The following is a 13624-nucleotide window of genomic DNA, read 5'->3' on the forward strand; positions in this document are numbered from 1 at the left end:
CGCCGCTCCCGCAACGGGACCGGCGCCGCCTCCGGAGGACTACGCCTTGCGCGCCCGCGTGGCCTTCTTCGCGGGCTCGACGGCCGCCGCCTTCTTCGCCACGGCCTTCTTCGCGGCAGCGGCGGGAGCCGCCTTCTTGCGCGCGGCCGCCTTCTTCACGGGAGCGGCCGCTTGCGCACCGTCCAGGACCCGGTCCGCGCCCAGGATGTCCCGCAGGAACTTGCCCGTGTGGCTCGCGCCCACCGAGGCGACCTGCTCCGGCGTGCCCTCGGCGACGACGAGGCCGCCTCCGTAACCACCCTCGGGGCCCATGTCCACGACCCAGTCCGCGGTCTTGATGACATCGAGGTTGTGCTCGATGACGATCACCGTGTTGCCCTTGTCGACCAGCCCCGACAGCACCTTGATCAGCTTCGAGATGTCCTCGAAGTGCAGGCCCGTCGTCGGCTCGTCCAGGACGTAGACCGTCCGGCCCGTCGAGCGCTTCTGGAGCTCCGAGGCCAGCTTCACGCGCTGCGCCTCGCCGCCCGACAGGGTCGGCGCCGACTGGCCGAGGCGGACGTACCCGAGCCCCACCTCGTTCAGCGTCTTCAGGTGCCGCGAGATCGTCGGAACGGCCTCGAAGAAGCCGGCGGCCTCCTCGATCGGCATGTTCAGGACCTCGGCGATGGACTTGCCCTTGTAGTGGACCTCCAGCGTCTCCCGGTTGTACCGGTCGCCGTGGCAGACCTCGCACGGGACGTACACGTCCGGCAGGAAGTTCATCTCGATCTTGATCGTGCCGTCACCGGAGCAGTTCTCGCACCGGCCGCCCTTCACGTTGAAGGAGAAGCGGCCCGGCAGGTAGCCGCGCACCTTCGCCTCCATCGTCTCCGCGAAGAGCTTGCGGACGTGGTCGAAGACACCGGTGTACGTGGCCGGGTTGGACCGGGGGGTCCGGCCGATCGGCGACTGGTCGACGTGCACGACCTTGTCGACGAGGTCGTCGCCGTCCACCCGCGTGTGCCGCCCCGGCACCGAACGCGCGCCGTTGAGCTCGCGGGCGAGGTGCGTGTACAGGATGTCGTTGACCAGCGTCGACTTGCCGGAGCCCGATACGCCCGTCACCGCCGTGAGCACGCCCAGCGGGAAGGAGACGTCGATGTCCTGGAGGTTGTTCTCCTTGGCGCCGTGGACCGTGAGCCTGCGCGACGGGTCCACGGGGCGGCGTACGTCCGGGAGCGGGATGGACCGCTTGCCGGACAGGTACTGACCGGTGATCGACTCGGGGTTCTTCAGCAGCTCCTTCAGGGAGCCGCTGTGCACGACCTTGCCGCCGTGCTCGCCGGCGCCGGGGCCGATGTCGACGACCCAGTCGGCCACCTTGATGGTGTCCTCGTCGTGCTCGACGACGATGAGCGTGTTGCCCATGTCCCGGAGTCGGACGAGGGTCTCGATCAGGCGGTGGTTGTCCCGCTGGTGCAGGCCGATGGAGGGCTCGTCCAGCACGTACAGCACGCCCACCAGGCCGGAGCCGATCTGGGTGGCGAGGCGGATGCGCTGGGCCTCGCCGCCCGAGAGGGTGCCGGCCGCGCGGTTGAGCGAGAGGTAGTCCAGGCCGACGTCGACGAGGAAGCGGAGCCGCTCGTTGACCTCCTTGAGGACCCGCTCGGCGATCTTCTTGTCGCGGGCGTCGAGCTTGAGGCGCCCGAGGAAGTCCGCGCACTCGCTGATCGACATCGCGGCGACGTCGGCGATCGAGCGGTCCATGACCGTCACCGCGAGCACGATCGGCTTGAGCCGCGTGCCCTGGCAGGTGGGACAGGGCACCTCGCGCATGTAGCCCTCGAAGCGCTCGCGGCTGGCGTCGCTCTCGGACTCCGAGTGGCGCCGCTTGACGAACGGCACCGCGCCCTCGAAAGCCGTGGTGTAGGCCCGCTCGCGCCCGTACCGGTTGCGGTAGCGCACCTCGATCTGGGTCTTGTGGCCGTACAGCAGGGCCTTCTTGGCCCGCAGCGGCAGGCCGGCCCACGCGATGTCCGTGCGGAAGCCGAGCTCCCCGGCGAGCGCGCCGATCAGCCGCTGGAAGTAGTCCTTGGTGTGGCCGAGCGCCCACGGGGAGACCGCGCCCTCGTCCAGGGACTTGTCCTCGTCCGGGACGATCAGCTCCGGGTCCACCTCCATCCGCGTACCGATGCCGGTGCACTCGGGGCAGGCGCCGAAGGGCGAGTTGAAGGAGAAGGAACGCGGCTCCAGCTCCTCGAAGGAGAGGTCGTCGTACGGGCAGTAGAGGTGCTCGGAGTACATCCGCTCACGCTCGGGGTCGTCCTCCGCGAGGTCGACGAAGTCCAGGATCACCATGCCGCCCGACAGCCCGAGGGCGGTCTCCACGGAGTCCGTCAGCCGGCGCTTGGCGCTGTCCTTGACGGTGAGGCGGTCGATGACCACCTCGATGGTGTGCTTCTCCTGCTTCTTCAGCGTGGGCGGCTCGGAGAGCTGGATCGTCTCCCCGTCCACCCGGGCACGGCTGTAGCCCTTGGTCTGGAGGTCGGCGAAGAGGTCGACGAACTCGCCCTTGCGCTCGCGCACCAGCGGCGAGAGCACCTGGAAGCGGCTGCCCTCGGGCAGCGCGAGCACCTTGTCGACGATCGCCTGCGGCGACTGCCGCGAGATCGGCCGGCGGCACTCGGGGCAGTGGGGCTTGCCGATGCGCGCGAAGAGCAGGCGGAGGTAGTCGTACACCTCGGTGATGGTGCCGACGGTGGAGCGGGGGTTGCGCGAGGTGGACTTCTGGTCGATGGAGACGGCCGGGGAGAGGCCCTCGATGAAGTCGACGTCGGGCTTGTCCATCTGCCCGAGGAACTGGCGGGCGTACGAGGAGAGCGACTCGACGTAGCGGCGCTGGCCCTCGGCGAAGATCGTGTCGAAGGCCAGGGAGGACTTGCCCGACCCGGAGAGTCCGGTGAAGACGATGAGCGAGTCGCGCGGCAGGTCAAGAGAAACGTTCTTGAGGTTGTGCTCGCGAGCGCCACGAACGATGAGACGGTCGGTCACGCCGGTCCGCACCTTTCTTGAGAGAGCGGGGGCACTGGCCCCCGTCCCAGGGTATTGGGGGGCGCCTCTGCGGTGGAGTGGGAGACTGGACTCCGAGCGTATAGCACGTGCATTCGATTTTAGGCACTCCGCAGCCCTCTTCACCCGATCGTGTGTCACGTCCCCCTCGACCACTAGGCTCGGCCGCATGACTGATCATGCGCACGACCTGCGATCCGTTCATGAGGCCACCGATCGGCTGCTGACCGCGGGCGCGAAGCTGGACAACGCGAAGCTGGCCGAAGAGTCACGTCTCCCCGGCTGGAGCCGCGGCCACGTCCTGGCCCATCTCGCCCGGAACGCGGACGCCCTGGTCGAGGTCTTCGAGGGCCGCCCGATGTACGAGAGCGCCACTTCCCGGGAGTCCGACATCGAGCGTGATGCGGGGCGTCCTCTGCTGGAACAGCTGGAGGACGTACGGAATTCCGCGGACCGCTGGCAGGCCGTGGCCGCGGCGCCGCAGGACTGGACCCGCACCGTCGAACTGCGCAACGGCGTCACCGACTCGGCGGCCCGCGTCCCCTTCCGCCGCCTGATCGAGGTCGAGCTGCACCACGTCGACCTGGACATCGGCTACGAGCTCTCCGACCTCCCCGGGGAGTTCACCGGCCGGGAGATCGAGTTCCTCGCCGAGCGCTGGTCCGGACGCCCGGACGTGCCGCCCACCGCCCTGTCCGCCACCGACGGGCGCCACTGGCGGACCGGCTCCGCCGGCGACCCGGCCGTCACCGTCACCGGCACCGCCGCCGCGCTCCTGGGCTGGCTGGCCGGCCGCGGGGACAAGGGAGCCTCCCTGACCACCGAGGGCGGCCCCCTGCCGGCCCTCCCTCCGCTCTAGGATCGGTCCATGACGTACAGCGGAGCGGTCAAGGTCGGCGGTCCGGCCGACGTGCACGAACTCTCGGACCTGATGATTTCCAAAGTCGCGGTGGGCGGCATGAACAACAACGCCTACCTGCTGCGCTGCCGGGCCACCGACGAGCAGCTGCTCATCGACGCGGCCGCGGAGCCCCAGACCCTGCTGAGCCTGATCGGGGACGGCGGCATCGCCTCCGTGGTCACCACCCACCAGCACGGCGACCACTGGGGCGCACTGGCGGAGGTGGTCGAGGCGACCGGCGCACGGACGTACGCGGGCCGCTACGACGCGGAGGGCATCCCGGTCGCCACCGACGTGCCCGTCGAGGACGGGGACACGATCACGGTCGGCCGGGTCACGCTGACCGCCCGCCACCTGGTCGGCCACACCCCCGGCTCGATCGCGCTGGTCTACGACGACCCGCACGGCCACCCGCACGTGTTCACCGGCGACTGCCTCTTCCCCGGCGGAGTCGGCAACACCTGGGGCGACCCGAAGGCCTTCGTCCAGCTCGTCGACGACGTGGAGCGCCAGCTCTTCGACCGGCTGCCGGACGAGACCTGGGTCTACCCCGGCCACGGCAACGACACCACGCTCGGCGCCGAGCGTCCCCACCTCGCCGAATGGCGCGAGCGCGGCTGGTGAACCGCTCCGGCGCGTCAACCTCGCGCCGGACCGCACTCCCTTCCGGTCATTGATGACCGAACGCACGTCCTGAGGGTGTGGGGCGGGGTAATTGCTGCACCATGCAACACGACCCCTCCCCCACTCCCCCCTCCAAGACCGAAGACGCCCCGGCCGAAGAAACCCCGGCCGCCCCCTCGATGCTCCGGCTCGCCGCGGCCTCCCTCGTCGGCACCGCCATCGAGTTCTACGACTTCTTCGTCTACGGCACCGCCGCCGCCCTGGTGCTCGGCCCGCTCTTCTTCCCCTCCTTCTCCCCGCTCGCCGGCACCCTCGCCGCCTTCGGCACCTTCGGCGTCGGCTTCCTCGCCCGCCCCCTCGGCTCCGCCGTCTTCGGCCACATCGGCGACCGGTACGGCCGCCGCCCGGTGCTGCTCGCCTCCCTGCTGCTCACCGGCCTGGCCACCGTGGCGGTGGGCTGCGTGCCCTCGTACGCCTCCATCGGGGCGGCCGCGCCGATCCTGCTGGTCCTGCTGCGCTTCCTCCAGGGCCTCGGCCTCGGCGGGGAGTGGGGCGGCGCGGTGCTGCTGACCTCCGAGCACGCCCCCGAGGGCCGGCGCGGGCTCTGGTCGAGCTTCCCGCAGATGGGCCCGGCGGTCGGGTTCCTGCTGGCCAACGGCCTGATGCTGACCCTGTCGAGCACACTGTCCGACGGGCAGTTCGCCGCCTGGGGCTGGCGGGTGCCGTTCTGGGTGGCGGGGCTGCTGGCCCTGACCGGGCTGTGGCTGCGCCGCTCGGTGGAGGAGACCCCGCAGTTCCGTGCGCTCGCGGAGACCGGCCGCCGGGCCGAGGCCCCGCTGGCCGAGGTGCTACGGGGCCACTGGCGGCTGCTCCTGCTGACCGGCGGGGCACTGGCCGTGGGCTACGCCGTCTTCTACGCGGTCACCACCTGGTCCCTCGCGTACGCCACCGAGCACCTCGGCGTGCACCGCTCGGTGATGCTGGCCTGCATCATGGTGGCCGTCGCCCTCAAGGGGGCGGCCACTCCGGTGATCGCGGTGCTCGGCGACCGCTACGGCCGGCGCCCGCTGTGCCTGGCCGGCTGCACGGCGTCCGCGCTGTGGATGTTCCCGTTCGTGGCGCTGCTGCGCACCGCGGACCCGCTGCTGATGACCGTGGGCCTCTTCGGCGCCCTGCTCGGGATGGTGACGATGTTCGCGGTGGTGGGCGCGTACCTGCCCGAGCTGTACGCCCCGCGCATCCGCTGCACGGGCGCGGCGGTCGGCTACAACCTCGGCGGGGTGCTGGGCGGTGCGCTGACCCCGATCGTGGCGACGGCGCTGGCGGACGGCTCCGGCCCGCCGTGGGCCGTCGCCGTCTACCTGACGGGGATCGCCCTGGTCTCGCTGGCCTGCTTCGCGCTGCTGCCGGAGACCAACCCGGCGGTCGTCCGGCAGCGGACGGGCGCGGAGGCGGAACAGGGGGCGGCCGAGGCGACCGCCCCCGTATAGCCGTGTAGCCCGGTAGCCGCCGCTCAGCCGCTCTTGGCGCTCTTGTCCTCGGCCGGCTTGTGGCCCGGGTACAGGTGGCCGGGGGTCACGATGCCGGTGACGGCTTCCCCGAAGAGGGTGCTGGGCTCCTGGCCCTTGTACAGGTCGTCGGTGTTGAGGACGATGACCATGGTGGCCTGCTCCTCCGGCAGGTAGACGGTCAGCGTCTCGTACCCGGGCAGCGAGCCGTTGTGGCCGATCCAGCCCTGGACGTCGAAGATGCCGAGCCCGTAACCCGCGCCGGGGATGATGCCGATCGGCTGGGTCTTCAGCCGCTCGGCCTGGGTCGCGGGGGTCAGCAGGGTGCCGGTGGCGAGGGTCTTCGCCCAGCTGCGCAGGTCCTGCAGGTCGGAGACCATCGCTCCGGCGGCCCAGGCCCAGGACGGGTTCCAGTCGGTCGCGTCCACGATCTTCCCGCTGGGCAGGTCGTTGGTGTAGCCGTGCGCGTGCGGCTCGGGGAACTCCGTGCCGACGGGGAAGAGGGTGCGGCCGCTCAGCCCGGCGGGCTTCACCACGTCCTGATCGATGACCTCCTGGATCGGCCGGCCGGTGATCTTCTCCACGAGCAGGCCGAGCAGGATCAGGTTGGTGTTGGAGTACTCGAACTTCGCGCCCGGCTCGAAGTTCACCGGGTGCTTGAAGGAGATGTCGAGCAGCTGCTGCGGGGTGAAGGTGGAGGTGCCGTTGAGCTCCTTGTCGAAGCCCGGGTCCTCGCTGTAGTTGAAGAGCCCGCTGCGCATGCCCGCCAGTTCGCGCAGGGTGATGCGGTCCCCGTTCGGGACGCCGCTGATGTACTTGCCGATCGGGTCGTCCAGCGCGAGCTTGCCTTGGTCCACGAGCTGGAGGAGGGCGGTGACCGTGAACGTCTTGGTCTCGCTGCCGATGCGCACCCCGAGATCGGGCGTCATGGGTGCGCCGGTCGCCTTGTCCGCCACGCCGAAGGACTTCACGTAGCTGCCCTTGCCGGGGGCCCACAGCCCCACGGTCACGCCCGGGACGGCCGCCTCCTTCATGACCTGGCGGATCGCCGCGTCCAGTCGGGCCGCGACGGCCGGGGTGAGCTGCGGGAACTCCGTATCGCCGGACGGTGACGGGGCCGCGGACACGGCCGGGGCGGTCGCCCCGTACGCGGAGCCGGCGACGGCCGGGGCGATGAGCAGGCCGGCGGCGGCTGCCGCCACACAGGCCCTGCGCATCCTGATGCGGGTCGGCCTCATGGGTCGGCCTCCTGTCGTACGACGACGAGGGAGAAACGTCCCACCAGCCTAGGCCCGCACCACCCCGGTCGCGCGGCGACCGGGGTGGCACCGGATCAGGCCTCGATGCGCTCCGGGCCGGCCTCGGCGGCCTCGGCCGCTTCGGCCTCCGCCTGCTTCTTCGAGGCGATCAGGCTGGTGATCGTGGTGATCACCAGGACGCCGCAGATGACGCCGAGGGAGACCGGGATGGAGATCTGCGGGACGTGCAGGCCCGACTCGTGCAGGGCGTGCAGCACGAGCTTGACGCCGATGAAGCCGAGGATGACGGAGAGGCCGTAGCTGAGGTGGACCAGCTTCTTGAGCAGGCCGCCGATGAGGAAGTACAGCTGGCGCAGACCCATCAGCGCGAAGGCGTTCGCGGTGAAGACGATGTACGGGTCCTGGGTGAGGCCGAAGATCGCGGGGATCGAGTCCAAGGCGAACAGCACGTCGGTGGTGCCGATGGCGAGCATGACGACCATCAGCGGGGTCAGGACGCGCTTGCCGTTGTTCTGGATGAAGAGCTTGGTGCCGTGGTAGCGGTCGGCGACGCCGAACTTCTTCTCGATGGACTTCAGGAGGCGGTTCTCCTCGAACTCCTCTTCCTCCTCGTCCTTGCGGGCTTCCTGGATCAGCTTCCACGCGGTGTAGATGAGGAACGCGCCGAAGATGTAGAAGACCCACGAGAAGTTGGTGATGATCGCGGCGCCGGCGGCGATGAAGATGGCGCGCAGGACCAGGGCGATCAGCACGCCGATCAGCAGCACGCGCTGCTGGAGCTGCGAGGGCACCGCGAACTTCGCCATGATCAGGACGAAGACGAAGAGGTTGTCCACGCTGAGGGACTTCTCGGTGATGAAACCGGCGAAGAACTCCTGCGAGGCCTGGCCGTGCCCGAACACCAGCAGGCCGAGACCGAAGAGCACCGCGAGGACGATCCAGACGACCGTCCAGATGCCCGCCTCCTTCATGGAGACGTCGTGCGGCTTGCGGCCGATGAAGAAATCGGCACCGATGAGAATGCCCAGACCAAGAATGGTCAGCACCCAAAGGGTCAACGAAACGTCCACTATGAACACGCCTCCGGCAGATGGCTCAGAACTTTGTCAGCGTCATCGCTGCCGGAGGTCTCTTCCACCCGGACGGCCAGGAGGCCACGGGCCGACGCCCCGGGACCGATTGCAGTCCGTATTGACGGGCACGCCGTAGCAGGAAAGCAGGAATACTCCCCTCCGCGTTCACCAGAGTACCCGTGGTGGGCGTGGAAGGTAAAGGGGAACCCAAGAACTGGTCAGTGACCGGTCATCGAGGCCGGGCGGTGGACCGCCCGGCCACCGCTACCGCGCGCGCCCCCGGGCCGCCGCGACCCGCTCCAGCGCCTGGTCCAGGACCCGGCTGCCCTGCGGGGGCAGATCCGGCTCGAAGGTCCAGGCGTGGTGGACCCAGGGGTCCGCGAGGTGGTTGTCCGGGACGGGCGACAGCCGCATCAGCGAGCGCCACAGCGGATCCAGCAGCGGCCCGTAGGCCGAGGCCTCGTCACGGTCCGCGACCATCAGGAGGTGCACGCCGACGGCCGGGCCCTCGTCGGCGAGATAGCGCAACCGGGTGACGGCGCGGTCGTCGAAGCCGTGCGGGAAGTCGTGCACGATCAGCAGCTGGTCGGAGGTGTCCACATCGGGCGGCAGGTCCTCCGGAGCCCCGGCCCGAACCGCCATCTGTACGAGGTCCACCCGGCGGGTCAGCCGCTCCAGGGTCTCGGTGACCCCCGCGGCCCCGGCCGCCGGCGCCCCGGCCAGCACTCCGGCGCGCACCAGCGGTGCCAGCGAAGCGGCCCCGGCGCCGGCCGCGTCGATGACGTGGACGGCGAACCGGTCAGCGGGGTGGGCGGCCAGCATCCGCGCCGCGTGCGCGACGGCCATGTCCATGGCGGCGCGGCGCAACCGGTCGGTGTCCATCGCCATGGCCGCCTCCGAGCCGGTGCGGCCGTTGTCGATCCACAGACCCCGCTCCGGCGGGACCCGGACCAGCATGGGGATGCGCAGGTCGGGCCGCTCGGGCAGGTGGAGGTCGCCCAGGCGCAGGGCCAGGGGGGCTTCGGCGGGCACGGTGTGCGCATGCCAGACGGGGTTGTCCCAGCGCGCGTACGCGGCGGGCAGCGCGGGCTCGACCACCTCGGACTCGGCGGTGAGCTGGACCAGGTCCCGGTCGAGCACGTCCTGCGCCCGCGCGACCAGTTCCTCGCGGCGGGCCCGGGCGGTGTCCCGGGCGGCGTTGCCGGAGCCGCCGAGCCGGTGGCGCGGGTCGGACAGCGCCTCGTCGAGCTCGCGGTCCATCCGGGAGTCGGCGAACTCGACGGCTCCGCGGTAGGCGGCGACGGCGCGGGCCAGGTCCTCGAACATGCCCCAGACCTGGTTGTAGAGCCGCTCCTCCATGGACCAGCCGCTCGCGTCCCCGGCGACGGGGCGGGGCGCCTCGCCGGGCCGCGACGGCTCGGCCGGGCGCGGCGCGGGCTCGGGTGGTTCGGTGCTGGTGCGGCGGCGCGGGTGGGCGTAGCTGATGGTGGGCGGACCGCCGTCGGTGCCCGGGGCCGGTTCGGGATCCGGGGGCATCGGCGGGGGCGTGGGGGCGGCCGGAACCTCCTGCGGCGCCGGGGTCGGGGCCGGGGTCTCGGCCGTGGCCGGGGCCCGCAGCCCGCGCGGAACGGTCGGGGCCGGGCCGCCGGGCATGACGGCCAGGGTGATGTCCCCGGCCGGAGCCGTGCCCAGGGCGGCGGCGGCCAGTTCGACCGCGGCCGGGGCGGGCAGCCCCGCGTCGGTCAGGAGCGCGCCGAGACCGGCGGCGTACCCCTGGCCGACGGCGCGCACCTTCCAGGCGCCCTGGCGCCGGTACAGCTCCAGGGCCACGACGGCGGTCTCCGACTCCAGTCCGGTCAGCGTGTACCCGGCGAGCTCAGTGCCCTCCGGGTCGGCCACGGACACGTAGGAGGCGGGGACCGCGCCGAAGTGCACCGGTCCGCCGGGCGGCAGGACCAGGACGAGGCCGACCCGGTGGACGGCCGGTGCGACCGCGTCGAGGTCGACCGCTATGCGGTGCTGCCCGGATGCCGCTCCGGGCACTTCCAGCCCGGGAAGGGTGCGGGCGCCGGGATGGGCGAGCGCCCCGGGGCCGGCGAGCCGGCCCGAGTCGTCGCCGAGGTGGGCCAGGGCGAGCACGGGTGTGCCCGCCGAGACCCTGATCTCCACCCGGCTCCGGGACAGGGGGTGGTTCTGCCCCCGGACCAGTTCGGCCGTCATCGTGCAGCCCCTCCCCCGTACCCGGTGTTCCGCCGGGCCCTCGATCGTGCCCGGTCCTGCTGTGCTGTGCTGTGCTGTGTCGTGCCGTGTCCGGCAGAGCTGCCGGTCCTGCTCAGAAGCGCCTACAGGCGCTTACAGGTGCTTACAGGTGCGGCAGGATCGCCGGCATCAGGTCCTGGAAGGTACGGCCGTTGGCCGGGTTCCCGAGAGCCGTCATCTGCCAGCCGGCGCCGACGCGCGACACCTTCGCCATGATCTGAGCGGTGTACTGGCCGCCACCGTCCAGCGTGTAGCGGGCCAGCTCCTGGCCGTTGGTCTCGTCGACGATGCGGCAGAAGGCGTTCTCCACCTCCTGGAACGTCTGACCGGTGAAGGAGTTCACCGTGAAGACGATCTGGTCGATGTGCACCGGCACGCGCTGCAGGTCGACGAGGATCGACTCGTCGTCCCCGCCCTGGCCCACGCCGCCGACGAGGTTGTCGCCGGTGTGCTTGACCGAGCCGTCGTCGCTCTGCAGGTGCCGGAAGAAGACGACGTCCACGGGCTGCTTGTCGGCGAAGAGCACCGCCGACGCGTCGAGGTCGATCTCCCGGGTCCGCGAGCCGAACAGCCCCCGGCGCTTGGCAGCCTGCCAGCCGAGGCCCATCCGGACCGCGGTCAGCGTGCCTCCGTCCGCCTTCTGCAGACTGATGGCCTGACCCTTGGTCATGTTGACCGTCACGCGCTGTCCCCTCTCCATAGCCCTCCCCCGATGGGGGTGCGCAGCATGTACCTGCGGCTGTGCCAACCCTACTGACCGCCTCCGGGTCAGGCGAGGCCCGCTTCCTTCATCTGTCGCAGCTCCTTCTTCAGCTCGCCGACCTCGTCCCGGATCCGGGCCGCGACCTCGAACTGCAGCTCTGCGGCCGCGCCCCGCATCCGCTCGGTCATCTGCTCGATGAGCGCCGCCAGTTCGGCCGCGGGACGGTCGGTGGCCACCACGGGACCCTTGGCACCCTTGGCGCCCTTCGCCCCGGCCTTGCCGGCCGCCGCGGCCTGCGCCGCCTTGCCGCCGAGCGCCGGGACGGGCGCCTTGAGGGCCTTGCCGTCCTTCGTCTGCCGGTAGCCGGTACCGAGGAGTTCCTCGGTGTCGAGCTCCTCGCGGGCGATCGTGGCCACGATGTCGTTGATCTTCTTGCGCAGCGGCTGCGGGTCGATCCCGTGGGCTGTGTTGTAGGCGACCTGCTTCTCGCGGCGCCGGTTCGTCTCGTCGATCGCCTGGGCCATCGCCGGGGTGATGACGTCCGCGTACATGTGGACCTGGCCGGAGACGTTGCGCGCCGCGCGGCCGATGGTCTGGATCAGCGAGGTCCCCGACCGCAGGAAGCCCTGCTTGTCGGCGTCGAGGATGGCCACCAGCGACACCTCGGGCAGGTCGAGGCCCTCGCGGAGCAGGTTGATGCCGACCAGGACGTCGTACTCGCCGGCCCGCAGCTCGCGCAGCAGCTCGATGCGGCGCAGGGTGTCCACGTCGCTGTGCAGGTAGCGGACCTGGATGCCGAGCTCCAGGAAGTAGTCGGTGAGGTCCTCGGCCATCTTCTTGGTGAGGGTGGTGACCAGGACCCGCTCGTCCTTCTCCACGCGCGCGCGGATCTCGTGCACCAGGTCGTCGATCTGGCCCTCGGTGGGCTTGACCACGACCTCCGGGTCGATGAGACCGGTCGGGCGGATGATCTGCTCGACGAAGCCGTCGCCGCGCGAGAGCTCGTACCTCCCCGGGGTCGCCGACAGGTAGACGGTCTGGCCGATCCGCTCCTGGAACTCCTCCCACTTCAGCGGCCGGTTGTCGAGGGCCGACGGGAGCCGGAAGCCGTGGTCGACCAGGGTCCGCTTGCGGGAGGCGTCGCCCTCGTACATCGCGCCGATCTGGGGCACGGTGACGTGCGATTCGTCGATGACGAGGAGGAAGTCCTCGGGGAAGTAGTCGATGAGCGTGTTCGGGGCGGAGCCGCGCTCGCGGTCGTCCATGTGCAGCGAGTAGTTCTCGATGCCGGAGCAGGACCCGATCTGGCGCATCATCTCCAGGTCGTAGGTGGTGCGCATGCGCAGGCGCTGGGCCTCCAGCATCTTGCCCTGCTTCTCCAGCTCGGCGAGGCGCTCGGCGAGCTCGGCCTCGATGCCGCGGACCGCCTTCTCCATGCGCTCGGGGCCGGCGACGTAGTGGCTGGCGGGGAAGACGTAGAGCTCGCGGTCCTCGCTGATGACCTCGCCGGTCAGCGGGTGCAGGGTGGACAGGGCCTCGATCTCGTCGCCGAACATCTCGATGCGGACGGCCAGTTCCTCGTAGACCGGGAAGATCTCGATGGTGTCGCCGCGCACCCGGAAGGTGCCCCGGGTGAAGGCCACGTCGTTGCGCGTGTACTGGATGTCGACGAAGCGGCGCAGGAGCCCGTCCCGGTCCATCTCCTCGCCGACCTTGAGGGGGACCATCCGGTCGACGTACTCCTGCGGGGTGCCGAGACCGTAGATGCAGGACACGGAGGCGACGACGATGACGTCGCGCCGGGTGAGGAGGGAATTGGTCGCGGAGTGGCGCAGCCGCTCCACCTCCTCGTTGATCGAGGAGTCCTTCTCGATGTAGGTGTCCGACTGCGGTACGTACGCCTCGGGCTGGTAGTAGTCGTAGTACGAGACGAAGTACTCGACCGCGTTGTTCGGCAGGAGCTCGCGGAACTCGTTCGCCAGCTGGGCGGCGAGCGTCTTGTTCGGCGCCATCACCAGGGTGGGCCGCTGGAGCTTCTCGATCATCCAGGCGGTCGTCGCCGACTTGCCGGTTCCGGTCGCGCCGAGCAGCACGACATCCTTCTCACCTGCACGGATGCGCTTCTCCAGCTCGGCGATGGCCGCCGGCTGGTCGCCGCTGGGCGTGTAGGAGCTGACGACCTCGAAAGGCGCCACCGTGCGTTCGATCTTCGATACGGGCCGCATGGGTCAACCGTACGACCACCC

Annotated in this window: 9 protein-coding genes; 3 read left to right on the forward strand and 6 right to left on the reverse strand. The window is 70.7% G+C overall.

Features of this window, described 5'->3' with window-relative positions; translation table 11 throughout:
- Positions 1 to 39: 39 nt before the first annotated feature.
- A complete protein-coding gene (uvrA, locus tag ACFYYB_RS06825) occupies positions 40 to 3033 on the reverse strand; it encodes an excinuclease ABC subunit UvrA (protein WP_389433608.1) in 2994 nt (997 codons plus the stop codon).
- Positions 3034 to 3220: 187 nt separating this feature from the next.
- Between uvrA and ACFYYB_RS06830 the strand changes: the two genes are divergently transcribed.
- The 3 genes from ACFYYB_RS06830 (at position 3221) to ACFYYB_RS06840 (ending at position 6066) form a co-directional block, all read left to right on the forward strand.
- Entirely contained in the window at positions 3221 to 3910 is a 690-nt protein-coding gene (locus ACFYYB_RS06830; RefSeq protein WP_389433610.1) for a maleylpyruvate isomerase family mycothiol-dependent enzyme, read from the forward strand.
- A 9-nt stretch (positions 3911 to 3919) separates the two neighbouring features.
- Complete coding sequence (locus ACFYYB_RS06835; protein WP_389433612.1) at positions 3920 to 4576, forward strand: MBL fold metallo-hydrolase; 657 nt, start codon at positions 3920 to 3922, stop codon at positions 4574 to 4576.
- 179 nt (positions 4577 to 4755) lie between these two features.
- Positions 4756 to 6066: an MFS transporter gene (locus tag ACFYYB_RS06840; RefSeq protein ID WP_389434929.1), complete on the forward strand. Its 1311-nt coding sequence runs from the start codon at positions 4756 to 4758 to the stop codon at positions 6064 to 6066.
- A 23-nt stretch (positions 6067 to 6089) separates the two neighbouring features.
- On the opposite strand, the gene ACFYYB_RS06845 is transcribed toward ACFYYB_RS06840, so the two are convergent.
- The 5 genes from ACFYYB_RS06845 to uvrB all read right to left on the reverse strand — a co-directional run bounded on the left by ACFYYB_RS06845 (position 6090) and on the right by uvrB (position 13603).
- On the reverse strand, positions 6090 to 7322 hold the full coding sequence (locus ACFYYB_RS06845) for a serine hydrolase domain-containing protein (RefSeq protein ID WP_389433613.1): 1233 nt from the start codon (positions 7320 to 7322) through the stop codon (positions 6090 to 6092).
- A 95-nt stretch (positions 7323 to 7417) separates the two neighbouring features.
- Positions 7418 to 8413, reverse strand: a complete 996-nt coding sequence (locus ACFYYB_RS06850) for a TerC family protein (RefSeq protein ID WP_389433615.1) — start codon at positions 8411 to 8413, stop codon at positions 7418 to 7420.
- Between the two features lie 267 nt (positions 8414 to 8680).
- A complete protein-coding gene (locus ACFYYB_RS06855; RefSeq protein ID WP_389433617.1) occupies positions 8681 to 10636 on the reverse strand; it encodes a TerD family protein in 1956 nt (651 codons plus the stop codon).
- 142 nt (positions 10637 to 10778) lie between these two features.
- On the reverse strand, positions 10779 to 11357 hold the full coding sequence (locus ACFYYB_RS06860; protein WP_254383773.1) for a TerD family protein: 579 nt from the start codon (positions 11355 to 11357) through the stop codon (positions 10779 to 10781).
- A gap of 86 nt (positions 11358 to 11443) precedes the next feature.
- Complete coding sequence (gene uvrB, locus ACFYYB_RS06865) at positions 11444 to 13603, reverse strand: excinuclease ABC subunit UvrB (RefSeq protein ID WP_389433618.1); 2160 nt, start codon at positions 13601 to 13603, stop codon at positions 11444 to 11446.
- Positions 13604 to 13624: the final 21 nt, after the last annotated feature.

The sequence above is a fragment of the Streptomyces sp. NPDC002886 genome, from assembly GCF_042888445.1.
Taxonomy (GTDB): Bacteria; Actinomycetota; Actinomycetes; order Streptomycetales; family Streptomycetaceae; genus Streptomyces.